The 25,704-nt window shown below is 69.4% G+C and carries 17 protein-coding genes and 2 pseudogenes; 9 read left to right on the forward strand and 10 right to left on the reverse strand.

Annotation, left to right across the window (positions count from 1 at the left end):
* From ACW9J6_RS33745 to ACW9J6_RS33765, 5 genes are all read right to left on the reverse strand, one after another.
* Positions 1-1,089: IS630 family transposase (locus ACW9J6_RS33745; protein ID WP_457116982.1), on the reverse strand; the 1,089-nt coding region annotated here is incomplete at its 3' end.
* Between the two features lie 51 nt (positions 1,090-1,140).
* Positions 1,141-3,432 carry a DEAD/DEAH box helicase gene (locus ACW9J6_RS33750; protein WP_457120701.1) on the reverse strand — a complete coding sequence of 764 codons (2,292 nt, stop codon included), beginning with the start codon at positions 3,430-3,432 and terminating at the stop codon, positions 1,141-1,143.
* A 561-nt stretch (positions 3,433-3,993) separates the two neighbouring features.
* Entirely contained in the window at positions 3,994-4,356 is a 363-nt protein-coding gene (locus ACW9J6_RS33755; protein ID WP_457120702.1) for a helix-turn-helix domain-containing protein, read from the reverse strand.
* Between the two features lie 2 nt (positions 4,357-4,358).
* Entirely contained in the window at positions 4,359-4,925 is a 567-nt protein-coding gene (locus tag ACW9J6_RS33760) for a type II toxin-antitoxin system RelE/ParE family toxin (protein WP_457120703.1), read from the reverse strand.
* Positions 4,926-5,036: 111 nt separating this feature from the next.
* Positions 5,037-5,306 carry a hypothetical protein gene (locus ACW9J6_RS33765; protein WP_457120704.1) on the reverse strand — a complete coding sequence of 90 codons (270 nt, stop codon included), beginning with the start codon at positions 5,304-5,306 and terminating at the stop codon, positions 5,037-5,039.
* Positions 5,307-5,537: 231 nt separating this feature from the next.
* Between ACW9J6_RS33765 and ACW9J6_RS33770 the strand changes: the two genes are divergently transcribed.
* A complete protein-coding gene (locus tag ACW9J6_RS33770; protein ID WP_457120705.1) occupies positions 5,538-5,870 on the forward strand; it encodes a toll/interleukin-1 receptor domain-containing protein in 333 nt (110 codons plus the stop codon).
* A gap of 8 nt (positions 5,871-5,878) precedes the next feature.
* On the opposite strand, the gene ACW9J6_RS33775 is transcribed toward ACW9J6_RS33770, so the two are convergent.
* Positions 5,879-6,645 (reverse strand): IS5 family transposase gene (locus tag ACW9J6_RS33775; protein WP_457120706.1). Its coding sequence is split into 2 segments (ribosomal slippage): positions 5,879-6,297 and positions 6,297-6,645, totalling 768 coding nucleotides; the frame shifts between segments, so codons are not numbered across the junction.
* A gap of 114 nt (positions 6,646-6,759) precedes the next feature.
* Here ACW9J6_RS33775 and ACW9J6_RS33780 point away from each other — a divergent pair.
* The 4 genes from ACW9J6_RS33780 (at position 6,760) to ACW9J6_RS33795 (ending at position 15,235) form a co-directional block, all read left to right on the forward strand.
* Positions 6,760-7,122 (forward strand): hypothetical protein, encoded by a 363-nt coding sequence (locus ACW9J6_RS33780; RefSeq protein WP_457120707.1) that lies wholly within the window; start codon positions 6,760-6,762, stop codon positions 7,120-7,122.
* A gap of 1,210 nt (positions 7,123-8,332) precedes the next feature.
* Positions 8,333-8,710, forward strand: coding sequence for a hypothetical protein (locus ACW9J6_RS33785; protein WP_457120708.1), 378 nt, complete (start codon positions 8,333-8,335; stop codon positions 8,708-8,710).
* Positions 8,711-9,161: 451 nt separating this feature from the next.
* The gene (locus ACW9J6_RS33790; protein WP_457120709.1) at positions 9,162-12,359 is read left to right on the forward strand and encodes a PAS domain S-box protein; all 3,198 of its coding nucleotides are present in this window, start codon (positions 9,162-9,164) and stop codon (positions 12,357-12,359) included.
* A gap of 377 nt (positions 12,360-12,736) precedes the next feature.
* Entirely contained in the window at positions 12,737-15,235 is a 2,499-nt protein-coding gene (locus ACW9J6_RS33795) for a GAF domain-containing protein (RefSeq protein WP_457120710.1), read from the forward strand.
* A 127-nt stretch (positions 15,236-15,362) separates the two neighbouring features.
* On the opposite strand, the pseudogene ACW9J6_RS33800 reads toward ACW9J6_RS33795, so the two are convergent.
* The 4 genes and pseudogenes from ACW9J6_RS33800 to ACW9J6_RS33815 form a co-directional block, all read right to left on the reverse strand.
* A pseudogene (locus tag ACW9J6_RS33800) lies at positions 15,363-17,467 on the reverse strand (ATP-binding protein).
* A gap of 61 nt (positions 17,468-17,528) precedes the next feature.
* Positions 17,529-20,681 (reverse strand): PAS domain S-box protein, encoded by a 3,153-nt coding sequence (locus ACW9J6_RS33805; protein WP_457120711.1) that lies wholly within the window; start codon positions 20,679-20,681, stop codon positions 17,529-17,531.
* A gap of 4 nt (positions 20,682-20,685) precedes the next feature.
* On the reverse strand, positions 20,686-20,874 hold the full coding sequence (locus tag ACW9J6_RS33810) for a ribbon-helix-helix domain-containing protein (RefSeq protein WP_457120712.1): 189 nt from the start codon (positions 20,872-20,874) through the stop codon (positions 20,686-20,688).
* 116 nt (positions 20,875-20,990) lie between these two features.
* A complete protein-coding gene (locus ACW9J6_RS33815; protein ID WP_457120713.1) occupies positions 20,991-21,683 on the reverse strand; it encodes a DNA-binding protein in 693 nt (230 codons plus the stop codon).
* 246 nt (positions 21,684-21,929) lie between these two features.
* Between ACW9J6_RS33815 and ACW9J6_RS33820 the strand changes: the two genes are divergently transcribed.
* The 4 genes and pseudogenes from ACW9J6_RS33820 to ACW9J6_RS33835 form a co-directional block, all read left to right on the forward strand.
* Positions 21,930-22,685, forward strand: coding sequence for a toll/interleukin-1 receptor domain-containing protein (locus tag ACW9J6_RS33820; RefSeq protein ID WP_457120714.1), 756 nt, complete (start codon positions 21,930-21,932; stop codon positions 22,683-22,685).
* Positions 22,686-22,723: 38 nt separating this feature from the next.
* Positions 22,724-24,198 (forward strand): annotated as a pseudogene (locus ACW9J6_RS33825) (DUF2235 domain-containing protein).
* Between the two features lie 47 nt (positions 24,199-24,245).
* The gene (locus ACW9J6_RS33830; RefSeq protein WP_457120715.1) at positions 24,246-24,548 is read left to right on the forward strand and encodes a DEAD/DEAH box helicase; all 303 of its coding nucleotides are present in this window, start codon (positions 24,246-24,248) and stop codon (positions 24,546-24,548) included.
* Positions 24,549-24,615: 67 nt separating this feature from the next.
* Positions 24,616-25,704, forward strand: a 1,089-nt coding sequence (locus ACW9J6_RS33835; RefSeq protein WP_457116982.1) for an IS630 family transposase, incomplete at its 3' end; no start/stop codon positions are given.

Consider the following 25,704-nt stretch of genomic DNA (forward strand, 5'->3'; position numbering starts at 1 on the left):
GTGGTCTGAGTTAGAGATCTGTGTGCAGAATCGGCTGACACTGGCCAAGATCGCGTCGGCTGACTTGGTCCAGACGAATGGCCTGGGATGAGCGTTGGTTTCGGCGATGTAGTCTCGGATCGCGGCCTCCAGGCCCTCTGTGCTGCTGAACGCACCGCGCTCCAGCCGACGCCGGCTCAGAACGGAGAACCAGCACTCCACGAGATTGAGCCACGACGCGCTCGTCGGCGTGAAGTGAAGGTGGAACCGCGGATGCTGGACCAACCAGTCATGCACTAGGGTCGTCTTGTGCGTCTTCAGGTTGTCGAGCACGAGATGCACCTCCAGATCGCGTGCGACGCTGCTCTCGACCTGCTCCAGGAATGCGCGGAACTCGACGCTGCGATGACGCGGCTTGCAACTCCCGATCACCGTTCCGGCTTTCACGTCGAGGGCGGCAAACAGGTCGAGCGTGCCATGCCGGCGATAGTCGTGTGTCACGCGCTCGGCCTGGCCCGGCCGGAGGGGAAAGGCTGCAGCCGTACCCTGCACCGCCTGGATCTGCGGCTTCTCGTCGACGCACAACACCAGCGCGCGATCGGGTGGGGCGAGGTAGAGGCCGACGACGTCGCGCACCTTCTCCACGAACGCCGGATCCGCGGAGAGCTTGAAGGTGTCGGCTTGGTGCGGCCGCAGACCGAAGGCGCGCCAGATGCGTGACACCGCACTCTGGCTCATGCCCGTACGGCGCGCCATCGCGCGGGTGCTCCAGTGCGTGGCGTTGGCCGGTGCCTCTTCCAGAGTGAGAGCGACCAGGCGCTCGACGGCCTCGTCATCGATGCTGCGGGGCGCGCCGGAGCGCGGCGCGTCGACCAGCCCCGGCAGCCGATGCGCGGCGAAGCGGCCCCGCCAGAGCGCCACCGTCTGGCGGCTGACCCCCAGTGCCGTCGCCACCCCCAGGTTGGTCGCGCCCGGTTCGGCACAGGCCAGGATGATGCGCAGGCGCGAAACCAGCGCCCGCCCGGTCCCGTGTCGGCGCAGCAGGCGCTGTATCTCACCCTGCTCCTGCCGGCTGAGATCGAGAGCGACTGCCTTTGGGCCACGCGACATGGCGCACCTCCATCAGGAAGTACCCAACAATCCGCCTACCCGGCTAAACTGTCAAACCTCTTCTAACTCAGACCACTCGGACGGCTCGATCAGGCCGGCGACGCCGGTCACCTCCGCGAACCACCCGATCTCGGACCTGTCGAGCGCGGGAACGGGGTTGCCGTTGGCGCCCCGCACGAACTCGAGGCCGATCCGACGCCCGTCCCGGACGACCTGCCCGTCACGGGCGCATTCCTCGACGAGGCGGTCCCATTGCTCCCGAACCCGGGTGAAGGCCCTGCTGACGCCCAGTGCCTTGAGTGTCTCCCAGAAGGACGCCTGGTCGGCGCGCTTGGCGAGCAGCGCCGGGCCTTCGACGCCCAGGTGCCGGCGGAACACCTCCAGCCCGCGCTCGTGCACGTACAGCTTGGGCTTGCCGCCGTCGCGCAGCAACCGGACCAGCGGTCCGTCCTCGAAGGTGCCGAGCGTACCGGACAGGGCCTCGTCCCAGACGGCGGCGAAAGCAGGATGATAGGGGTTCAGGTTGCAGGCGAAGGCGGCCTCGGTGCGGGTCAGCCACCCGGGCCCGCGCGCGGCGCCGAACCCGTCCGCCGTGGTCCCCGCCGGAAGCGTCCGCCCGGACCGCCGGTAGACCTCGACCTCGATGCGGGGGACGTCGTCGACGTGGACGTAGAACGCGCGCTGGCGCTCGAAGCTGTGGTGGGCCGCGCGAACCGCGACGCCCGCGACCTCGGGGGGCCGACCCTCCCGGACGGCCCCCTCCAACTCGCCGAAGACCTCGCGGAGATGCGGGTCGTCCCCACTGATGCCGATGGCGCGGGCCACCTGCATGCGGTGCAGCATCCCCTCCAGGCGCCCGGGCCGCTCGCGTCCGGCGAGGAGGTAGTGGACGTCCTTCAGGCTGCCCATGACCGCGAAGGCGTCGGCCCATCGCCCCGCCACGACGGGGGCGCGGGGACCCGTCCCCCGGGCGCCGCCCCGCCGCGCCTCCTCCAGGCGCTCGATGGCCTCGTCCATCTCGGACGCCTCCTCCCGGTCCTCCCCTCCTGCCGCCTCCGCCGGCCGGTCGCGCTCGATCTCGCGCGCGAGCGCGGCGGCGTCCCGGCGCGGGGCCTCGTAGACCCGGGCCACCGACAGGTCGCCGATGGCCTCGGCGTAGATGCGCTGGGTATCGAGCGGCATGCCTTCGACGCAGACCATTGCCTCCACCACGGACGACATCTGCCGCGGGTCGAAGCGGCCGAGCGCGGGATCCAGGCGCCGTGCCCGGCCGCAGCGCTGGACGTGCTTGACCAGCGACGTGGTCGCGTCGAAGGCGACGATGCCGCGCGCCTGCGGCAGGTTCACCCCCTCGGCGAGCACCCTGTCGTTGACAAGCATCCGCAGGCGTCCGTCTCGGAGGTCGGCCAGGCCGGCCCGCAGAGCCTCCAGCCCGTCGCTGCCCCTGATCCCGCGCGCCGGCATGCCCGCCGCCGTCATCGCGCCGGCGAGCTCCTCGGCCTGCCGGAGGCCGTTGGCGTAACCGAAATAGGTCTTGTCGCGCAGGCGCAGGCCCGTGGCCGGCTCCTCGTAGGCGGCGAGGAAGCCGATGAGGGCGTCGTGCGCGGCCTTCCTGACGATGGCGCGCCTGAGCGCAAGGTCGTCCGGCATCGCGCCGGCCACGTCGACGCGCAGCACGTAGTTCGCCACCGGCGAGATGATGCCCTCGCGCCGGAGCCGCTCGTCCGGGATGTTCACGATCTCGTTGTCGGCCCCCAGCAGCGCGTGCACGTTCTTGTTCGCGTCGAAGGCGGGCGTGGCGCTGAAGGCGGTGACCACGGCATGGTCCAGGAACCGACGGATCAGGTCCTGCCTCAGGTCCGAGAGCCCGCGGTGCGCCTCGTCCATGACCACGGCGCCGACGTCGCCGGGCAGGAGCCTGCCGTCGCGGAGCATGTTGACGAAGAGCTCGTAGCTCATGACCGTCACGCTGCACGGACGGTCGTCGGGCGAGAGGAACCCGGAGACCTGCAGCGCCGGGAAGCGCTCCCGGAACGTGTCCACGGTCTGCCGGATGAGGTGGCGCGAGGGCTCCAGCACGATGGTCGGGACCGCGAGCCGCGCCCCGCCGGCGTCGAGGCCGCTCGCCTCGACCAGCCTGACGAAGATCTCGGTCTTGCCGCCGCCGGTCGGGATGACCGCCAAGGCGCGGGCGCCCACGTGCCGGAGCCCGGCGAGCAGGTTATTCCGCATGGCCTGCAGGGGCAGCGAGCGCAGCAGGTCGTGGACCTTGAGGTGGGAGCCCCCCAATCCGGCGGCGCTCCCCCGCATCGCCGTCGCGAACCAGGACTCCGGGCTGACCAAGTCTCTCACTCCGACGCGACGCGCGAGGTAGCCGCACCCCCAGTCTGGAAAGGATCGGGAAAGCCACAATCCGCTGGCCCGCGCCCGGCGGGTGCCTGAGGTCCGGCCCGCCGTAGGCCGCATCCCCATGCCGGTCGCCAATGGGCCACGACGTCAGCCTGTCGTGGCCCATTATCATGCCCGCTGCACGATCCCTCCAGGAGCCCGCGCCTCGCTTAAGCGAGCCCCCGACCGGCTTCCCGCCAGCTGTACAGTTCCTCGCCCCACCACCCGTCAGGTCGAAGTCCGCTGTCACCTGCCGGCGCCGCCTCCGCGTAATAATGTCCGACACGGTCGTGCCTGGCCAGGACGTCGGGCCTGTAGGGCTTGAGGCCGTCGCACCGGATCACCGGACCGGCGGCGAAACGCTCCTCGACGCTGGGGTGGACGGGGGCGTCCGGCTTCGGGTCGCGGGCTTCCACCTCCCACGACTTGCCTTGCGCCCATGTCCGCATGCGGTCCGTCACCCGCGATGCCTCGGGGATGCCGTCGCGGGTGACGCCCGGAGAAGGCTTGCCGTGCTCAGGGGGCGAACGCGGCGGACTCCTCCGGAGCCTCGTAGGCGCCCGCAACGATAAGGCCTTCCCCGGTCGGCGCGTCCGCCCAGCCCAAGTGGATGTCCTGGCCGAGCGCCATGAGGACCCGCATCAAGCGAAAGACCGAGTAGTCCTTGACCAAGCCGTTCACGATCCGGGACACGTCCACCTGTGCGAGGCCGGCCATCTCCGCCGCCTTGGCTTGCGTCAGCCCACGGTTCTCCAACAGCAACGCGACCCTGTTGGCGAGCAGGAACTTGATCCGGGCCTCCTCCGGATCGGCGTATCCCCTGTCGGCGAGAAAGTTCCCGCTGCCCATGACAGGTCCCGAGTTCTCGTCGTCGCTCATCGTCAACGTCTCCTTGGGCCAGCCGAGGGGGTGCTCCTGAGAACCGAACGCGCGGCGTGATCCGCCTTGATCCGCGCCTTGTCGGCCTCGTATGCCCTGCGCGCCATCACCAAGCGCCTTTCGAGGCGCTCCTTGTCCTCCTTGGGCAACTGGCCCCCGCGGGGGGACTTCTTGATGCCCGCGTCCAGGACGTAGATGACCTCGTCATACTCCACGAATTGATAGCAACGGTACGTGTCGCCATCGTGCGGCATGCGGAATTCGCTCACCCCTGAGAGGGTTCCGGAAAGATCCTCGTAGCGCCCCGACGGCAACCTGCTGCCGTTTGAAGCGCGGTCATCAAAGCGTCCGCCATCTCCCGGACGGGACCGGGCAGATCGTCGTAGGCTTTCTTCGCCGCCTGGTTCACGAAGATCACCTCGCGACGTTCCTTGCTGGCAGGGCTCGTCACGTGCCGCTCCATATAGCACTACCGCTATAGTAAGCGAAGTGACGCCGGTCACAACCGCGAAATCTGCGGCCCCAACGCGACGAGCATGCGTCCTGACCAGGCCCGCGAACCGATCCATCCACCCTTGGAGGAAGTCACGGCTGCCGTCGCCGACGGCGCCTCGGTCGTCGAGCGGGCCGTCCGTCCATCGGAGGAACGTCTCGGGCTCGCCCAGCCTGGGAATGCGGCGTCATACTTGGGCGACGATGCGCGCCATGCTCACGTCGCCGCGTCGGTATCCCCTGCGCGGCGCCTCCGACGCCTCCCCCGTCACCGCCAGGGCGAGCGCCTCGTCGAGCCGCAGCAACTTCCAGCCGGTGCGCTCGTCGCTCGCGTTGCCGCCCCGCAGCTGCCAGACCCGCATCACTGCGTGGCCCTGCCCGGTGAAGCCGCAGGCGTGGACCTCTACCACCCTGGCGTAGCCGTCGTACCGGACCTCCAGGCACCGGCCCTGCGCCAAAGGCCTCCTGCGCCGTCTCCATACTCGTCGGCGCGACCTCCGCCTCCGCGGCGTCCGGAAACCGTAACGCGTCACGGGTCACGTTACTCGAAACGCGCACGCCACCGAGTCGAACCGTCATCCTCCCGGGCCGCCATCCGCGCGCCCTGGGTTATCCCCTCAATGATACGGAACAAAACGGGTTCGGGGCGCATGAATCCGGAACTTGGCCGGCAACCCGACGGGGCACCCATGCGCGCCCGCGCCCCTACGCGCATCACGAAGCCCGCCGTCGGTAAGGCGGCCCTTGGGCCGCGCCGCGCGCCGAAGGCCCCTGCGGCCACGCCCGCCAAAACCGAGAAGCCCGAGGTCCGGATCTTCGTCTCCTACTCTCACCAGGACGGCGACGTGCGCGCCAGGCTCGAAATCCACTTGGCCCCGCTCAAGCGGGAGCGCGTCGAGACCTGGTTCGACGGCGGCCTGGACGCCGGCGACAAGCTCGATACCGGCATCGCCCGTGCAATGCGCGACGCCCACGTCTTCGTCGCCATGCTCAGCCCCGACTACCTCGCTAGGCCGTGGTGAGGAATTAACTATCTGAGCCAGATGGCGATAGCCGCGAGTTTGACGAACCCCATGTAGTTTGCCAGGAGCTTGTCATATCGTGTGGCGACGCGCCGGAACTGCTTCAGCTTGTTGAAGAAGCGCTCGATCTGATTGCGCTCCTTGTACACATTGCGGTCAAATTCGCGTGCGGTTTTGCGGTTGCGACGCGGCGGGATCACTGCAATCCCGCCGTTCTCCCTCACCTCCTCTACCAGGCGATCAGCATCATAACCTTTGTCAGCAATCACGGATCCAGCGGCAAAGCCATCAATCAACGCGCTGCCGCGGGTCACGTCGTGCTCCTGGCCAGGGCCGCCGATCAGCCGTACCGGCAAGCCAAGTCCATCCGTCGCTGCGTGGATCTTCGTCGTCAGGCCACCGCGTGATCGACCCAGGCCCTGGGCATCCGCCCCCCTTTGACCTTGCGGGCCCCCGACGCCTGACTGTGCGCACGCACAATCGTTGCGTCCAGCATTAGCCAGTCCAGATCAGCCTCCTGCGCCAAGGCAGACAGCATGTCATCCAGAACTCCACGGGCAATCCAGTCGTAGTAGCGACGCTTCACCGTATCGGGTTTGCCCACACGCTCCGGAAGATCTTTCCACCGACCGCCCGAACGAGCCATCCACAGGAGTGCATCGAGAAAACGTCGGTTGTCAGTCCGTCGTCCGCGGCTCCCTTTTCGACCACCCGGCACCAAGACCTTGACGCGTTCCCACTGTTCGTCCGTCAGGGCATCACCACTCTGCGACATGGCCGGATCTCCTCCGGCCACAGTCAACAACCCCAAACTTGCACCAGGCTGGTGAGTGTTAATTCATCACTACAGCCTAGCAACTACTGCTGAAATATCGAGTACCGCCGCGCCATGAACCGGCGCGCCCGCGGGACCATGCGGGTCGTCGCCGTAGTCCTGCGCCCCTGCGACTGGCAGTCGACCCAGACCGCCGGGTTCAAGCTCCTGCCCGAGGATGGGCACGAGGTGATCCGGTGGCGCAGCGCCGACCAAGCTTTCCTCAACGTAGCGCAGGGCATCCGCCGCGTGGTCGCGACCAACCGAAAGGAGCTTGCCGCGGCGCCCCTTAAACGCCCGGCCCAGGCGAAGGCCCCCACCCGCACCAAGCTCCAGGCGGCGGGCGCCAAGCCGACGAGGCAACGCCAGTGCACCGGCGCCGCCCGGAAGCCCACAAGCAAGCAGCCGGCCCGGCGGAAGCCCGCTTCGTCCGGCTGACGCGCGGTGGCGCGTGCCGATGCGCGTGGGCGGGCGCTCCCGAGCCGTTAACGACGGTGAACGAAGCCGGATGACGGCGTGCGCCCTATTGCCTAGGGTCATGTTCGAGAATGCGGGCAGAAGCGCCTGCCTCTTAGAGGCAAATCGTTCTTTGACAATCGCATCAGTGGTTTGCCTTATAGACCCGCGCCAATGCGTGCGCGGATGAACCGTAGCAGCATAGGTAATCCTGCAAAACGGATTGACTGCGCGCATGCGTGCGCGGATAGCCAACTCTTGGCCACATGCGAAGAATTAAGCACATTGCCGCGCCTACAAACGCGCGAATGACCCTTTGTGCTGCCGTCACCAAAGTTGTGCCACGAGACCGCGTCAGCACGCGGGTAAACTCAGTGCAATGGTCCACTTCGACATCTTGATAAGGCTTGCGCCTTTGCGCGGATAAACCCAGCGTGTGATCGGTCAGCACCCAGAACCGCACCCCGCGCCTTCGCGCGGATGAACTACAGGGGTTCACCACGGCATCCGTCCAAGGGATGCGCATACGTGCGGACGTGGCCCGAAACTCCGGGCCATTCTCACGGCAGCGACGCCCCCCATCCCGCCTTGGACATCACCTAAGGACATTGTTGCCGCATCGGGACGCCTTCCCGACGGTCTCACCTCGGCGCGAACCGAGCAGTCGGCTCCTGGGTCATGCGGCGACGGCCTCGGCGCGCATGCGGTGCACGACCTCGAACGCCTGGTCGGCGGCGATCTCGGCGATGATGGCGTCGTCGATTGAACTCGGGCCCAAATTTCCGCTTTGGGCACCAAAGTTCCGTCTCAAGCATTCCTAACATAAGACCAGGCCGCTCCCGAGAGGGGGCGGCTTTGTCGTTTTGCCACTCACGCACTTTGCCTCCGAGGTCGCAGATTAGCAGCATAGAGCGATATGAGGACCTTCGGCTTCGCGAACCGGATGCACAGCCAAGGCCGAGAGTAGGAAGGCCAGGGCGAGTGTGACTTGGATGATTTGGGCGACGTTGCCGAGCGGCTCCGCGCCGAGAAGCGCATCGGGCCATGCCGCCTACCTGGCGCGGCCAAGCCTTCTGCCAATGTGGATGCGGTCACCCGCGACGCTCACGGACTCAGCCAAACACGCTCCGGAGGCGTTGACCCCGCAAGCCGCTCCGTGCGGCCGTGTTCGTGAGAGAGGGTGAACGAGAACATGAGGAAGATTGCACTGGCGGCCCTGGCGGCCGCGCTCGGGACCGGCGGGCTTCTCGGCAGCAGCGCCGCCCAGGCAGGCGGGTATGGCTACGATGCCTACGACGCACCGGAGACCGTGGTGACCCGCCGCACGGTGGTGGAGCGGCGAGTCGTGGCACCGCCCCGCGAGGTGGTGCGCGAGGTTGTAGTCGAGCGTCCCGTGGTGCGTCCGCGGCGGATCGTGCGCGAGGTCGTCGAGGAGCGGCCCGTCGTGTACCGGCCCCGTCCAGTAGTCCGTGAGGTCGTGGTCGAGCGCGACGGCTTCTACGGTCCGCGCCGCTTCGGCCCCCGCCCGGTCGGCTACGGCTACGGGCCGGCCTTCGACCCATACGACTAACGCCGTGTTTCGGGCGGCCGAATTTCAGATAGGGTCGGCCGCCCTCTCGTGGAACGGCAGCGCGCTCTTGCCAAGACCATTTGGTTGCAAACAGGCGCGGTCACGGTTGGACCCGGCTCCATGACGGTCGGCGTCGGCTTAGCCCACACGGGACTGAAGGCCCGCGCCCTGCTTCCCGGCTAGCTCTACCGGCGGGCCGACCGGGCTCATTACGGGGCGAAGGCCTACGGCCGGAACCGGCCGAATTGCGCCCCATTCCCCGGTTTGAGATACGAAGGCGGCGCGGCTACGGACCGTTTCGGCCGCGAGGGGGCGCTAGTCTGCCGACGATCGCCGGCATTCGGCCCCAAACTCGCCACCTCGTCGCTCCATGCCCGCGGCCTGAGACCGCCCGCTCGGCAGAGCTTGGTTTCGGACCTTTCCCTCCCGCTTCCAGTCTTCCCCGCAACTCATGACCGAGAGTGCCCGCTCCCCCAAGCTCAACTTCCTCGCGGGCGGGGGCCGGATGGGCGAGCGCATGCGCGCGCACGACTGGTCGACCTCGCCGCTCAGATGGCCGGAAGCCTGGCCGCAGTGCCTGCGCTCGGCCGTGAGCCTGATGCTCGGCTCCAAGTTCCCGATGTTCGTGGCTTGGGGACCCGAACTCGGCTTCCTCTACAACGACGCCTACGCGGAGATCCTGGGCGACAAGCACCCGGCTGCCCTGGGTCGGCGCTTCCGCGATGTCTGGTCCGAAATCTGGCCGGACATCGCACCGCTCATCGACAAGGCCATGACCGGCGAGGCGACCTGGGCCGAGAACCTGCCGCTCATGATGAACCGGCACGGCTACGACGAGCGGACCTGGTTCACCTTCTCCTACTCGCCGGTCCGCGACGACGAGGGCGAGGTCGGCGGCATGTTCTGCGCCTGCACCGAGACCACGGCGAAGGTCGAGGCCGAGGAGGCGCTACGGGCCAGCGAGGCGCGGGCCTCGGGCGTGCTGGAGGGCATGGGCGAGGGCTTCATGCTGCTCGACCGCGATTTCCGCATCCTGCAGATGAACGCGGAGGGAGCGCGGCTGGAGGCAAGGCCCTCCGGGGCGGTCGTGGGCCGCTCGCACTGGGACGTCTATCCAGGCTCCGAGCGGATGCCCATCGGCCAGATGTACGTGCGCGCCATGCGCGAGCGCATCTCGCTCACGCTGGAGCACCGCTACGTTTGGCCGGACGGGCACGCGGCTTGGCTGGAGGTGCGAGCCTACCCGCATCCGGAAGGATTGGCGCTGTTCTACCGCGACGTGACCGAGCGCCGGGAACGCGAGGAGGCGCTGCGCGAGGCCGAGGCTCGCCTGCGCGCGCTCGCCGACAACCTCCCGGGCGGTATGGTCTACCAGATCGCCATGGACCCGGACGGCTCGAACCGGCGCTTCCTGTACCTGTCGCAAGGCTTCGAGCGCATGACCGGCGTCCGGGCTGAGGCCGTGCTCGCCGACACTGCCGTGGCCTACGACCTGATCCTGCCTGAGTACCGCGAGAGCCTGGCCGCGGCCGAGCGGGCTGCGATCCGCGACCTGACGCCGTTCGATTTCGAGGCGCCGTTCCGCCGGGCCGACGGCGAGGTGCGCTGGAGCCGGATCATCTCGGCGTCCCGATCTCTGCCGGACGGTTCGCTCGTCTGGGACGGCATCCAGTTCGACGACACCGACCGCAAGCAGGTCGAGGACCAGTTGCGCGAGAGTCAAGCGACGTTTCAGGCCATCGCCAACTCCATCGACCAGATGGTCTGGTCGACGCGGCCGGACGGCTATCACGACTACTTCAACCGGCGCTGGTACGACTTCACCGGCATGCCTGAAGGCGCCACTGACGGCGAAGCCTGGAACGGCATGTTCCATCCCGATGACCAGGAGCGTGCCTGGGCAACCTGGCGACACTGCCTTGCAACCGGCGAGCCCTACCGGATCGAGTACCGGCTGCGACACCGCTCGGGGCAGTACCGCTGGGTTCTTGGACGCGCGCAGGCCGTACATGACGCGGCCGGTCACATCACCCGCTGGTTCGGCACCTGCACGGACATCCAGGAGATCGTCGAGGCGCGTGAGGTCCTGGCGCGCTCCCGAGAGGAACTTGAGCGGCTGGTGGCGGAGCGCACCGCCGACCGCGACCGCATGTGGCGCCTCTCCACCGACGTCATGCTGGTCGCCCGCTACGACGCGACGATCGAGGCGGTGAACCCAGCTTGGACGACGCTCCTGGGATGGGACGAACAAGAGCTCATCGGCGGCGCCTTCATGGACCTCGTGCACCCGGACGATGTCGCGGCCACGCTCGCCGAGGTCGGCAAGCTGTCAGAAGGCCTGACCACGCTGCGCTTCGAGAACCGCTACCGGCACAGGGACGGCAGCTACCGCTGGCTCTCGTGGACGGCGGTCCCGGCCGAGGACCTCATCCACGCGGTCGGGCGTGACGTCACGGCCGAGAAGGAGGCCGCACAGGCCTTGGCCGAGACCGAGGAGGCGCTGCGCCAAGCTCAGAAGATGGAGGCCGTGGGTCAGCTCACCGGCGGTATCGCGCACGACTTTAACAACCTGCTCACCGGCATCGTCGGCTCGCTCGACATAATGCAGACCCGCATCGCGCAGGGGCGCATCGACGCCATCGAGCGCTACGCCAAGGCGGCGATGTCCTCGGCCAACCGGGCGGCGGCGCTCACGCACCGGCTTCTGGCCTTCGCCCGCCGGCAGCCACTCGACCCGAAGCCGGTCAACGCCAACACGCTCGTGACCTCGCTGGAGGATCTGCTGCGGCGGACCATCGGGGAGGCCATCGGCTTGGAAATCGTCACCGCCGGCGGGCTCTGGCCGACCTTGTGCGACCCGCACCAGCTTGAGAGCGCGATCCTCAACCTCGCCATCAACGCGCGAGACGCGATGCCGGATGGCGGCAAGCTCACCATTGAGACCTGCAACACGCATCTCGACCGCGCCTACGCCAAGCTACACCCGGGCGTGGAGCCGGGGCAGTACATCTGCATCTGCGTGACCGATACAGGGACCGGCATGCCGCCCGACGTGATCGCGCGCGCCTTCGACCCGTTCTTCACGACGAAACCCATCGGCCAGGGCACCGGGCTCGGACTGTCGATGATCTACGGCTTCGCGCGCCAGTCCGACGGGCACGCCAAGATCTACTCGGAGGTGGGCAGGGGCACGACTGTGAAGCTCTACCTGCCCCGCCACCGCGGCGCCGTCACGGAGGAAGACGCGCAAGGCTCCGGCCTGACGGAGGCGCACCGGGCTGAGGCCGGCGAGACGGTGCTCGTCGTCGAGGACGAGCCGGTGGTGCGCGACCTCATCGTCGAGGTGCTAGCCGATCTGGGCTACCGCGCCCTGGAGGCGCAGGACGGTCCCTCCGGCCTCAAGGTGCTGCAATCGCGCGAGCGCATCGACCTCCTCGTCACGGATGTCGGCCTCCCGGGCCTGAACGGGCGCCAACTCGCCGACCAAGCCCGGGAGGCTCGCCCGGACCTGAAGGTGCTGTTCATCACCGGCTACGCCGAGAACGCAATGTTCGGCAACGGTCGCCTCGACCCGGGCATGCAGATGATGACCAAGCCCTTTCCGGTCGATGCCCTGGCAACCCGCATCCGCGAGATGATCGAGAGCTAACGGGACCATCAATCCCGGGCCGCCCATCCGTCGTCGTGGGCGTCCAGGAACGCTTCCGCCGCGGGTCATGCGTGCCGAAGGGCGGCCTTCATCGCGACCCTTGGCCGGAAGGGGATCATCGCGATGCCCTGACCCCGGCGCCGCACCACCTGAATGGCCCGGGCCGGTAAGGCCCTTTGGCAGACGGGCCATGTCCAAGATGCGACAGTAACCGTGGCAAGCGTTGAAGCTGCACAAATTATCCACTTTGCGCTATGCAAGTGGCTTCGTTCGCAGTCGGCCGGCTTCCGGCGTCCGGCATGTCGCACGGGTGTCCATCCCGCAACTGCGTCGTGCTCGGCGAGCCCGCGCGGAGCCCCCTACCGCCGACCCGCCTCATGACCGTGCTCGACGCCCTACCGCCAAACGTCCATGACCCGGCCAGGCTCGCCGCACTGGACGCCTACGCCATCCTCGACACGGACCCCGAGAAGGGTTTCGACGACGTCGTCCTGCTCGCCCGCAACATCTGCGATGTCCCAGTCGCCCTAGTCAGCCTCGTCACCAACGATCGTCAGTGGTTCAAGGCGCGGATCGGCTTCCCGGAGTGCGGGACGGACCTGAATTCGTCCGTCTGCGCCTACGTGCTGGCCGAGCCGGACCTGCTGGTCATCCCCGACCTGAGCCGGGACCCGCGCACGCGGGCCAATCCGCTGGTCACCGGCGGCCCCCGCATACGCTTCTATGCCGGCGCGCCGCTCCGTACGCCGGACGGCGCGGTTCTGGGCAGCCTCTGCGTCATCGACGTCGAGCCGCGGCCCGGGGGGCTGACCCTGCGCCAGGCCGAGTCCTTGCGCGCGCTCGCCGGCCAGGTCATGGCGCAGCTGGAGCTGCGCCGCGCCCTCGCCGACCAGCGGCGCCTGCTCGGCCAGGGCGAGGAGCTCATCCGGACCCAGGCGGCCGTGTCGGTGGCCGGCGGTGACCTCACCGTCATGCTGGACGCGCTGGTCACCGGCGCGATGGAGGCCGTGCCGCACGCCGAGGGCGCCGTCATCGAGACGCTGGACGGCGAGGAGCTCGTCTACCGCGCCACCAAGGGCGTGCTGGTCCCCCATGCCGGACTTCGGGTGCCGCTACGCGGCAGCCTCGCGGGCGCGTGCCTGCTGTCCGGCGAGCCGCTCCTGGTGCCCGACGTCCTGGAGGACCCACGGGTCAAGCGCGAACTCGTCACCGCCCTGCGCCTGCGCTCCTGCGTGCTGGTGCCGGTCAGGCGCGCCGGCGAGGCGGTCGGGGTGCTGAAGCTGCAGTCGAGCCGACGGGACGCCTTTACCGCGATGGACCTCAAGCTCGCCCAGGTTCTCGCCGGCACCGTGTCGGCCGGGCTCGCCGAGGTGAGCGAGGCCGCCGCGCGGCGCGAGGCCGAGACGCGGCTGCGGCGGGCCCAGGAAGCGGGTGGCGTAGGCGTGTTCTCCATCGGCCTCGATGGCATCCTGCACGCCACGCCCGAGTTCTGCCGCCTCTACGGCCTGCCGGCGCGCGACAGCTATCCCTCCACGGCTTTCGAGCAACTGATCATCCCCGAGGACGCGCACCTCATCTCGACGGCGTCCTCGCGGCGTAGCGGGCAGGCGCCGTGCGACGTGGAGTACCGCATCCGCCGACCGGACACGGGGGAGCTGCGCTGGATCGCCCGCAAGGGCGAGCTCGAACACGACGAGGCTGGCAGGCCGGTGCGCTTTGCCGGCGTGGCGCGCGACATCACCGAGCAGCGGGCCGACCGGGACGCGCTGGCCGAGAGCGAGCGGTACAAGACGGTACTTCTGGAGCTCGGCGACCGGCTGCGCGACCTCACAGAAGTTCCCGAGGTGACGCGGGTCGCGGCCAAGGTCGCCGGCACGGCCCTTCGCGCGAGCCGGGCCGGCTTCGGCCAGCTCGACGCGACGGGCGAGCACGTGAGCATCGAGCCGGACTGGACGGCGCCGGGCCAGGTGAGCATCGCCGGCCTTCACCGCTTCGCCGACTACGGCGACTTCCACCACGGCCTGCTGCGGGGCGAGCCCTTGGTGATCCACGATGCCGGCTCCGATCCGCGCACCGCCGCGTTCGTGCCGGCGCTGCAGGTCATCGACCTGGCGGCGTTCGTCGACACCCCGCTGCGCGAGCGCGGCAGCACGGTGGCGCTGTTCTTCGTCCACGACCGCGTGCCCCGGACGTGGACCGCGCAGGAACTGGAGTTCATGCGCGCCGTCGCGGACCGGGTCGAGGTAGGCGTCGCGCGCCTGCGTGCCGAGGAGCGGCAGCGCCTGCTCAACCACGAGCTCTCGCACCGCATGAAGAACCTGTTCTCGATGGTTCAGGCCATCGCGGTGCAGACGCTCCGTGGCGCCAGCGACGTCGAGTTGGCGCGCGAGGTCCTGGCTCGGCGCCTGGTCGCATTGGGCAAGGCGCACGACATCCTGCTCAGGGGAACGGCAGAGCGCGCCCCGCTGGCTTCGGTAGTGCGCGAGGGCATCGGCGTCCTGGAAGAGGCTTCAGGCCGCGTGCGGGTCTCCGGACCGGAGGTGGAGATCGGTTCGACGGCAGCGCTCTCGCTGGCGCTGATGCTGCACGAGATGACGACGAACGCCCTCAAGTACGGCGCGCTCTCGGTCCCGGAGGGGCAGGTCGACCTCACCTGGCACGTGTCCGATGGCGAGGGCGGGCCGATCCTGGGGCTATCCTGGCGCGAGCGCGGCGGCCCGCCGGTCCAGCCTCCGACCCGCAGGGGCTTTGGGACGCGCCTGATCGAACGGGGGCTGACCGGCCAGGTCGGCGGCGCCCTCTCGCTCGACTACTTGCCCGAGGGACTCACCTGCGTCGTCGAGGCGCCGCTGCGCAACCTCCAGGACGGGGGCTGAGAACCCAAGCCTGCAGCCCCTGGCCTGGCGTCCGGGCGGAAGCCGCGGCGCTGATGATGCCAGTTTGACAGGGCCTCGTTTAGAACGGGCGACGTATTGGAACGGCCCGCCCGCGCGTCCGCTCCGTCTACGCCTCGGCCGGGGCCGGACGGACCTTCGGCATCCGCGTGATGGCAGCCCGCAGCACCTTCCCGACCTGCTCGGCCGAGTAGGGCTTGCGCACGAACTCGAAGCCGTGGGCGTCGTCGCTCGCCAGCACGTGGCTGTAGCCGGAGGTCAGCACCACCGGCATCTCTGGGTGCAGTTCCTTCAGCCGCTTTGCCAGCTCGATCCCGCCCATGCCGGGCATGACCACGTCCGAGAACACCGCATCGAAGCGGAAGGGGACTGCCTCGATCTCGGCGAGCGCGGCCTCGGCGGTCTGGGCCAGCACCGTGCCGTAGCCGAGGTCGTGCAGGATCTGCGTGCAGAACCGTCCGATCTCGACGTTGTCCTCCACCACCAGGATGCACTGACAGGCGTCCGCGACCGGCACGCCCTCCGGCTCTGACACGTCCCTCGCCGTGCCCTCGTCCACGTCCGCCTGGGGCAGGTAGAGCGTGAAGCTGGTGCCGCGACCGACGACGCTGGAGACGTCCACGTCCCCGCCCGACTGCTTGGCGAAGCCGATGACCTGGCTCAACCCCAACCCCGTTCCCTTGCCCACCTCCTTGGTCGTGAAGAACGGCTCGAAGATCCGTCCGAGCTGGTCCGGCGCGATGCCGGAGCCCGTGTCCGTGACCGAGACCACCACGAAATGGTTCGAGGCGGCCGCATGGCCGCGGATGGCCGGCTTCGGCCTGTTGCATGTCAGGGCGATGGTGAGCGTGCCCTCGCCGGCCATGGCGTCGCGCGCGTTCACGGCGAGGTTCACCAGGGCGGTCTCGAACTGACTGGCGTCGGCCCGCACGAAGCAGGGGCCCTCGGGCACCTCTGCGACGATGCGGATGCGCGCGCCCGTGAGGGAATCGAGCATGGCCGCCACGCCGGACAGGCGCTCGCCGGCGTCGAACACCTCCGGCTTGAGCGCCTGGCGCCTGGCGAAGGCGAGGAGTTGCGCCGTCAGCTTGGCGGCACGCTCCACGGTGTCGGAGACCGCGTCCATGTAGCGGGTGCGGCGCTCCTCCGGCAGGTTTGGGCGGCGCAGGAAGTCGATGGACGAGCGGATGATGGTCAGCAGGTTGTTGAAGTCGTGCGCGACGCCGCCGGTGAGCTGGCCGATGGCCTCCATCTTCTGGGCCTGAACGAGCGCGTCCTGCGCCTCGGCGAGCTCGCGGGTCCGCTCGATCACCCGCCGCTCCAGGGTCTCGTTCATGCCCTGAAGGGTGTCGCGGAGCTGCCGGTCGGTCATGGCGCGCCGCTCAACGTTGCGGGCCAGCCGGGCGTCAGGGCCGCGAGCCAGAGCGCCAGGACGATGACGAGGAGGGCCGTCCCGGTCTCGGCCTCCAGCAGGCCGGCACGGACGGCGTGGAGTTCCAGCAGGCCCAGCACCAGGGGCGCGACCACGGTCGCCGGCAGCATGTGTCGCGTCAGGGCCCCGGCCTCGCCGCCTCCCAGCGCAGTCGCCACCCATGGCCGGTTGGGGCGGCTGAGGAGCACCCCGAGCGACAGGGTGCCGAGCGTCAGCGCGGTGAGCAGCGCCATGCGGGAGTAGGGGCCGACCTGGTGGAAGGCGCCGAGGCCGTAGGCGTAGCCGAGGCCGCCCACCGACGCGACGACGAAGGCGAGCAGGGCCGCGGCGGTACCAAGGCGGCGGAGGCGGCGGCTCCGGGCATCCTGGAGGATGAGGCCCGAGGCGGCGCCGACGAGGCCGACGGCCGTCGTCAGGGCCATGCCGCTGCCGGGCGCCAGCGGCGCGAACACCAGCCTCTGAACCCAGTCATCGAGGCGGAAGCTCCCCGGCAGGGCATATTGCAGGCCGCCGCCGAGGGCGACGGCTGCGGCCGCGCCGGCAAGGCCCCGGCCGGCGCGACGGCTCGCCCGCGCGCCTTCCCGTCGGGCCGCGAACAACAAGGCCGTCCCGAGCAGGAGGGTGCCGAGCGCGGTGAGGACGACCATGGGCGGCTGGCCGGGGATGAGGCGCCGCATCGCCGGCACATCGAACCACCAGCCGGCGAGGACGCTCAGGGACGCGCCGGCGCCGAGGATGCCGCAAGCCTGGGCGATCCGTCGCGCCCGGGCGGCGGCCCGCATCGACCGGGACGACGCCTCGGGGAGGACGGGGCTTCCGGCGTTGCGCCCCGGCTGCGCGGCGTCAGCCATGCGCGATCATCTCGCGAATGCGCACGCCGAGGGTCTCGACCACGAAAGGCTTGGTCAGCACCGCCATGCCGGGCTCCAGGTGGCCGTTGCCCACGACCGCGTTCTCGGCGTAGCCCGTGATGAACAGCACCTTCAGGTCGGGCCGACGCTCGCGGCCGGCATCGGCCATCTGCCGCCCGTTCATGCCGCCGGGCAACCCCACGTCGGTGATCAACAGGTCGATGCGCACGTCCGATTGCAGCACCTTCAGCCCCGAGGCGCTGTCGGCCGCCTCGATGGCGGCGTAGCCGAGCTCCTCCAGGACCTCGGTAACCAGCATGCGCACGGTCGGCTCATCGTCGACCACCAGCACCGTCTCGCCCTGCTCGGCGCGCTGGACCTCACTGAGGGCGGCCAGCGGGTCAATCTCCTCGACCGTGCCGTGGTGGCGGGGCAGGTAGATGCAAACCGTCGTGCCCTGGTCGACCTCGGAGTAGATCCGCACCTGCCCGCCCGACTGCTTGGCGAAGCCGTAGATCATGCTCAGCCCGAGCCCCGTGCCCTGGCCGATGGGCTTGGTCGTGAAGAACGGGTCGAACGCCTTGGCGATGACGTCCTCGCTCATCCCCGTGCCGGTGTCGGTCACGCACAGCGAGAGGTACTGCCCCGGCGGGATGTCGTGCTTCCGGGCCGCGTACGCGTCGAGCCACTTGTTGGCGGTCTCGACCGTGATGCGACCGCCCCTCGGCATGGCGTCGCGGGCGTTGATGCACAGGTTCAGGAGCGCGTTCTCAAGCTGGTGCGGATCGACCAGGGCCGGCCACAGCCCGGCGGCGCCGACCACCTCGACCTCGATCTCGGGGCCGACCGTCCGCCGGATGAGCTCCTCCATGCCGTGGACGAGGGCGTTCACGTTGGTGGGCTTGGGATCGAGGGTCTGACGGCGGGAGAAGGCGAGCAGACGGTGCGTCAGCGCGGCGGCCCGCTTCGAGGCGCCCTGGGCCGCGGTCATGTAGCGGTCGAGATCCGTCAGCCGACCCTGGGCCATCCGGGTCTGCATCAGCTCCAGTGAGCCCGAGATGCCGGCGAGCAGGTTGTTGAAGTCATGCGCGAGGCCGCCTGTCAGTTGCCCGACGGCCTCCATCTTCTGCGCCTGCCGCAGCTGCTCTTCGAGCCGCGCCTTCTCCTCGGTGGCCTCCCTCTCGGCGGTGACATCGCGTCCGATGCCGGTCAGCCGGGTGCCGCCGGGCTCCGGCGCCAGCTTCCAGGCGATCCAGCGCCAGCTCCCGTCCGCCGCATTGACCCGGTCCTCGAACCGGACGGGTTTGCCCGTGGCGCGCATGTCGAGCAGCGCCTCCATCACGACCGGGAAGTCGTCGGGGTGGACGATCTCGGCGTAGGGCCGCGTCAGCAGGGTTTCCTCGTCATGGCCGAGCAGGACCGTCCATGAGGGACTGACCCGCAGGAGATGGCCCTCGTAGTCGGCGTTGACGAGCAGGTCCTCGCTGAGGTCCCACAGCCGGTCGCGCTCGGCGGCGAGCCCGGCCTCTGCGTCACGCTGGGCGGTGACGTCCTGCACGAACACGTAGAAGCCGTCGACCTCGCCGCGGGCATCGCGGCGCGGCTCGTAACGGATGTCGGCGACCCGCCGCCGCCCGTCGGGCCAAGGCCAGGGCAGGTCGAGGCGGACCGGCGTGCCGGCGAGCGCCCGCTCCATGTACGGCAGCCTGGCTCGGAAGCCCTCCTCGTCGACGAGGTCGGGGACCCTTCGGCCTATGACCTCCTCCGGCGCGCGGTCGAACCAGTCGCGGTAGGCGGCGTTCGCGAACCGGTAAGTCAGGCTGCGGTCGACGAAGGACACCAGCAAGGGCAGCGCGTCGGCGACGAGCCGCAGTTGGGCCTCACTCGCGCGCCGTGCCTCCTCGGCCGTGATGCGGCCGGTCTCGTCGCGGGCGACCTTCAGGAAGCCGCGCGGGCGGTTCTGGGCGTCAGGCGGCAGCGGGTGAACCGAGCCGTTCAGGAAGACGCGCCGGCCATCTTTGGTGACGTGCCAGCGCTCGTCCGTGGCGCTGCCGTCGCGCGCCGCGGTGGCGATCACGCGCAGGTCGGCGCCCCGCTCGCAGTCCTCGGGCGTGAAGGTGATGGCGGCGGGCTGCCCGACCGCCTCCACGGGCGACCAGCCCAGGACCGCCTGTGCGCCGGCCGACCAGCGCGTGATCACGCCGTCCGTGTCGGTGGTGAGTATGACGTGGTCCCGAGCGCTCTCGATGACGAGGCGCAACTCCTCCTCGCTCTCGCGCAGTGCCGCCTCGGCAAGCTTCTGGTCGTGGACATCCTCGACGACGCCGTACCAGCGGATGATCGCGCCGGCCTCGTCCCGGCGCGGGTAGGCGCGGGCCCGCTGCCAGCGGTACTCGCCCGTGGCGGCTATGCGGATGCGGTAATCGACATCCACCGGCTCGCCCGAGGCCAAGCGAACCGCGAACACCGCCGCCGTCGGCTCCAGGTCGTCCGGGTGCAGCGCCTTGGTCCAGCCGGCGCCGTCCGGCTCGCCCGGCGCCTGGCCGGTGAGTTCGAGCCACCGGTGGGAGTACGAGGTGACGTTCCCTTGTGGATCGCAGGTCCAGGGCACCTGCGGGTTAAGCTCGACCGTCTGGCGAAAGTGCTCCTCGCTCTCGCGGAGCGCCCGGTCGGCCAGAACCCGCGCCGTGGTCTCGTTGGTGAAGATGAAGAGGCCGGCGATGCCGCCCTCGCCGTCGAGCACGCGCGAGTAGGAGAACGAGAACCAGGTCTCGGCCGGGCCGCGGTCGGTGCCGAGCTTCCAGGGCAGATCGTCGAAGCGTCGGCTGCGCCCCGCGAAGGCGTCGTCGATGATAGGCTTGGCTTGGCTCCAGGCGTCGGCCCAGACCACGTCGAAGCGTTCGCCCATGGCCCAGGCGAGCCGCGGCCCGAGCAGCGAGGCGTAGGCGTCGTTGAAGAAGAAGTGGAGGTCTGGCCCCCAGGCGAGGATCATCGATTCCGGCGAGTTCAGCACCAGGCTGAGCGCCGTGCGGAGCTCCGCCGGCCAGGTCCCGGGCGGGCCGAGCGGGTGGTCCGACCAGTCGCGCGAGCGGATAGTCCGGGCGGCCTCGCCGCCGCCCGCCAGGAACGCCAGGTTGTCGCTCACGGGATCAGGCCTCGGCGGGCGCCAGCGCCCCTTCGCGATGGGCCTGGAAGGCGAGCTCGCGCTCTTCGAGGAGGCGCAGCGCCGTGCGCATGACCTCGCTCATGTTGCCGTAGCGGCCCGAGGCGAGCAGCCGCTCGGCGACTGCGACCAGTTCCAGGCTGAGCGAGATGGTGACGGACTTGCGGACGGGCATGAGGGGCTGTGGCCTGTGGGATCAGGTCACACAACGCGGCGGCGTGCCGCAAGGATGCCGCGTCCGCAGTATGCTCTCGCCGACGTCGGCGCCCGTAAGGAGTGCCCTGCCTGGCTTCAACCTGCCTTGCGGGCGTAGCGGCCCTCGTCCCGCGGCTCGAAGTAGCGACCGTGGAAGACGCGGAAGTCCATCTTCTTCTTGAGCGTGCCCGGCGTCAGGGGCTCCTTGTGCAGGGTGGCGCCGCGGAGCGTCACGGCCCTGAGCTCAGGCAAGATCTCGGCCGGCGTCAGGGGCCCCCGCTCCACCAGGAGGTCGGCTATCTCCTGCATGACGCGGTCCCAGAACTCCTGGGCGCGGAATCGGTCGAGCTGGTTCTCGACCTTGGCGAGGCGGGCCTGGACGCGCCCGGCCTCGTCCTCGGCGGCCTGGGCCCTGGCGGCGAGGGCGGCGTTCCCGGCCTGGAGCGTCTCGATCATGCCGAGCAGGTGCTCGCGGTCGTGCTTGTCGTCGATCGCCATGGAGGCGGAGGCCTCGCGCTCGCGGGCGAACGCCTGGGCGGCCTCGCGCTTGGCCTGCCTCCAGAGGTCCAGGGCGAGGGTCTGTCCGGCCTCCTTCATGGCCTTGGACATGTCGGTGGGTTCGAGCTTGGGGTTGTAGCCGCGCTTCTTCCGCCAGGCGCGCAGGTGCTTGCAGACCTCGCGCGGTGAGCCGCCGGTGGGGATGGCCTCGCGGACCCTGCGCAGGCGGGGCCGCTCGCCCTTGGCGAGCAGGTTGTCGGCTACGAGGAAGACGGTGACTTCGGACGGCATGGGCGTTCCCCTAGGGCGGCGGGGAGCATGCCTGGACGAGGTTAAGCGGGCGCTGAGATGGGCCTCGCGGGGGCCCGGATTCGCGACTCAGAGGCCGGGTATCGGGTAACGCTACCCGATACCTCGCACGCGAGTGGGGTATCCGCGGTGGCCTGGACGCACCGCCCTGGCGGCGGAGCGGGTCGCCGGGGCCGAAGACCTGGACGGAGCGGAACAAAACGGGGCCATAAGACTTGAGTCCCGAACTTGGCCGCCGCGTTCGAGGGGGCTGCCGTGACCGCGAAAACAGCGAAGAGGACCGCGAAGGCGAAGCCGCCCGCCACCGGGGCGAAGCCGACCGCGCGCGCCTCGGCGCGTTCGAAGGCCGCGGCACCGAAGCCCGGGAAGGCGGCGGTGCGGATCTTCGTCTCCTACTGCCACGCGAACGCGGTCCAGCAGGCGAAGCTCCAGGTCCACCTCGCCCAGCTGCGGCGGGACGAAGTCGAGATCTGGTTCGACGGCGAGATGGAAGCCGGCGACAAGCTGAACACCGAGATCTCGCGCAAGCTGCGCGCGGCGGATGTCTTCGTCGCGTTGATGAGCCCGGAATACATCGCTAGGCACTGGTGCCAGTTGGAGTACCGGCGGGCCATGGGCCGGCGGGCTAGAGGCTCCATGCGGGTGGTGGTCGTCATCGTCCGGCCATGCGCCTGGAAGGACACCGGGGCATCCGACCTCAAGGTGCTTCCGCGCGACGGCAAAGCCGTGAGCGACTGGCGGTCGATGGACCACGCCTTCGCCAACGTGGCCGAGGGCATTAAGGGCGCCGTCAAGGCCGTGCGGGCCGCTCTCCCGGAGGCGGTCCCCACCCGACCCGCAAAGGCGACGCGATCCGCCGCGGCGCCCAAGCCCGAGAAGCGGCCCGCCCCCGTCAAGGGCGGCCGGAAGGCCTCGACGAAGGCACGGCCCGCCGCGCGTGCGGTCCAGGGCAAGCGGCCGGTGCGGACCCGCGCGGCCGGGTAGGAACGGATCGGGGGCCGGCCGCGACGGCCGGGTGGGGCATGCCGAAGAACATCGTCGTCTTCTCGGACGGCACGGGGCAGGAAGGCGGGCTTCGCGAGGAGCAGCGGCTGAGCAACGTGTACAAGCTCTACCGCGTCTGCCGGGTCGGTCCGGACAGCGTGATCGATCCGCGCGAGCAGGTCGCCTTCTACGATCCCGGGCTCGGGACGGTCGGCTCGGCCACCGGCTTCCTCGGCGCCTACCGCCGCCTGCAGAAGCTGCTGTCCTCGGTGACCGGGCTCGGCATCACCAAGAACATCGCCGACTGCTACGAGTTCATCGTCAACCACTACGAGCCCGGGGACCGGATCTACCTCGTCGGGTTCAGCCGGGGCGCCTACACGGCCCGGTGCGTGGCCAACGTGCTGTTCCTCTGCGGCGTGCCGACCACGGCCCCGGAGGCTACCTGCCGCGGTTCCGCCGGGCCACGCGCGCCATCGCCGAGGAGGCGGTGATGCAGGTCTACGAGTACGGGGCCGGCTATCCCCGGGGTGGCGACTACGAGAAAGACCGTTTCGAGCTCGCCCGGCGCTTCCGACGCAAGTACGGTTCCGGCGACGAGCTCCGCTCGAACGTGGCGCCGCACTTCATCGGGGTGTTCGACACCGTGGCCTCGCTCGGCGCGACCGGGCCGCGGCGTTGGGGCATTGGCGCGGGGCTCGCGCTACTCGCCGCCTTGATCGCGGCCGTCCCAGCGGCGTTGCTCGACCTCTCGTTCTGGACCGGCTTTTGGGGACCCTTCGCCGCCATCCTGATGTTGATCGGCGCGTTCGTCCTTTGGCGGTGGCTGCCGACCGCGGTGAAGGTCATCCACGACAGCCCGGTCGACGGCAAGACCCATCGGCACATCGCACAGTGGCGCTCGGCCAACTACGACCGCCTGCTCTCCGGCCATGTGGGCTATGCCCGGCACGCGCTGGCGATCGACGAGACAAGGGCGGACTTCCCGCCGGTCGGCTGGGGGACGAAGGGAGCTGTCCGCGAGCGGGTCGGGGACGAGCCGGAGCCGCTGGTTCAAATGTGGTTCGCCGGGAACCACTCCGACATCGGTGGGAGCTATCCAGAGGCCGAGAGCCGGCTGTCGGACATCGCCCTGGGCTGGATGGTCGAGGAGGCGACCAGCATCCCGCACCCGTTGCTGGTCGATGGCATGGAGCCCGGCAAGACTGGCACCGGGCGCCTGCGCCTGCACCCGGCCTTCGACGGCATGCAGCACTGCGAGGTGGCCGGGATGCACGACACCATCGCGGGCATCTTCCCGCGCTGGCTGGTGCCGTGGCTAGACTGGCTGAGCTGGCCGGTGAAGCCGCGGAAGGTACCGGATGGGGCTGTTGTGCACCCGACCGTCTACGAGCGGTTCAAGCTGGCGGAGGTGACGCAATGCGCCGGGCGGGGCCCCTATCGGCCCGAGGCCTTAGCGGCTCACGTGGACTTCGCGCTGGGTTACGCCCGACCGTCAATCTCGACACCCTAGGACATCGCGCGAAGCGAGAATGCAACAAGAGTAAGGGGCCGCACAGGATGGTGGATTTCAAAAAGCTGCGGGAGGCCAAGGCGAAGCCGAAGCCGATCAACCCGCGCGACATCTTCAACGCACTGCCGAAGCCGCCGGGCATCAACGACCTCTACGCAAGCCAAGCCGAAGTCCTCGACGCGTGGTTCCCGCGCCGCGAGGACAAGGATGTTGTGGTCAAGCTTCACACCGGTGGCGGTAAGACGCTCGTGGCGCTCCTGATGGCTCAGTCCGTGATGAACGAAACGGGAGAGCCGGTCCTTTATCTCGCCCCAACCAACCAACTCGTCGAGCAGGTGCTAGTGGTCTGAGTTAGAAGAGGTTTGACAGTTTAGCCGGGTAGGCGGATTGTTGGGTACTTCCTGATGGAGGTGCGCCATGTCGCGTGGCCCAAAGGCAGTCGCTCTCGATCTCAGCCGGCAGGAGCAGGGTGAGATACAGCGCCTGCTGCGCCGACACGGGACCGGGCGGGCGCTGGTTTCGCGCCTGCGCATCATCCTGGCCTGTGCCGAACCGGGCGCGACCAACCTGGGGGTGGCGACGGCACTGGGGGTCAGCCGCCAGACGGTGGCGCTCTGGCGGGGCCGCTTCGCCGCGCATCGGCTGCCGGGGCTGGTCGACGCGCCGCGCTCCGGCGCGCCCCGCAGCATCGATGACGAGGCCGTCGAGCGCCTGGTCGCTCTCACTCTGGAAGAGGCACCGGCCAACGCCACGCACTGGAGCACCCGCGCGATGGCGCGCCGTACGGGCATGAGCCAGAGTGCGGTGTCACGCATCTGGCGCGCCTTCGGTCTGCGGCCGCACCAAGCCGACACCTTCAAGCTCTCCGCGGATCCGGCGTTCGTGGAGAAGGTGCGCGACGTCGTCGGCCTCTACCTCGCCCCACCCGATCGCGCGCTGGTGTTGTGCGTCGACGAGAAGCCGCAGATCCAGGCGGTGCAGGGTACGGCTGCAGCCTTTCCCCTCCGGCCGGGCCAGGCCGAGCGCGTGACACACGACTATCGCCGGCATGGCACGCTCGACCTGTTTGCCGCCCTCGACGTGAAAGCCGGAACGGTGATCGGGAGTTGCAAGCCGCGTCATCGCAGCGTCGAGTTCCGCGCATTCCTGGAGCAGGTCGAGAGCAGCGTCGCACGCGATCTGGAGGTGCATCTCGTGCTCGACAACCTGAAGACGCACAAGACGACCCTAGTGCATGACTGGTTGGTCCAGCATCCGCGGTTCCACCTTCACTTCACGCCGACGAGCGCGTCGTGGCTCAATCTCGTGGAGTGCTGGTTCTCCGTTCTGAGCCGGCGTCGGCTGGAGCGCGGTGCGTTCAGCAGCACAGAGGGCCTGGAGGCCGCGATCCGAGACTACATCGCCGAAACCAACGCTCATCCCAGGCCATTCGTCTGGACCAAGTCAGCCGACGCGATCTTGGCCAGTGTCAGCCGATTCTGCACACAGATCTCTAACTCAGACCAC

The organism is Methylobacterium sp. JK268, from assembly GCF_054052225.1.

Coding starts and splice junctions, on each gene's coding strand:
- ACW9J6_RS33755 (WP_457120702.1), bottom strand. CDS start 4,356: ATGAGCGACGACGAGAACTCGGGACCTGTCATGGGCAGCGGGAACTTT.
- ACW9J6_RS33760 (WP_457120703.1), bottom strand. CDS start 4,925: ATGGATCGGTTCGCGGGCCTGGTCAGGACGCATGCTCGTCGCGTTGGG.
- ACW9J6_RS33770 (WP_457120705.1), top strand. CDS start 5,538: ATGCGCGCCCGCGCCCCTACGCGCATCACGAAGCCCGCCGTCGGTAAG.
- ACW9J6_RS33780 (WP_457120707.1), top strand. CDS start 6,760: ATGAACCGGCGCGCCCGCGGGACCATGCGGGTCGTCGCCGTAGTCCTG.
- ACW9J6_RS33785 (WP_457120708.1), top strand. CDS start 8,333: ATGAGGAAGATTGCACTGGCGGCCCTGGCGGCCGCGCTCGGGACCGGC.
- ACW9J6_RS33790 (WP_457120709.1), top strand. CDS start 9,162: ATGACCGAGAGTGCCCGCTCCCCCAAGCTCAACTTCCTCGCGGGCGGG.
- ACW9J6_RS33795 (WP_457120710.1), top strand. CDS start 12,737: ATGACCGTGCTCGACGCCCTACCGCCAAACGTCCATGACCCGGCCAGG.
- ACW9J6_RS33810 (WP_457120712.1), bottom strand. CDS start 20,874: ATGCCCGTCCGCAAGTCCGTCACCATCTCGCTCAGCCTGGAACTGGTC.
- ACW9J6_RS33815 (WP_457120713.1), bottom strand. CDS start 21,683: ATGCCGTCCGAAGTCACCGTCTTCCTCGTAGCCGACAACCTGCTCGCC.
- ACW9J6_RS33830 (WP_457120715.1), top strand. CDS start 24,246: ATGGTGGATTTCAAAAAGCTGCGGGAGGCCAAGGCGAAGCCGAAGCCG.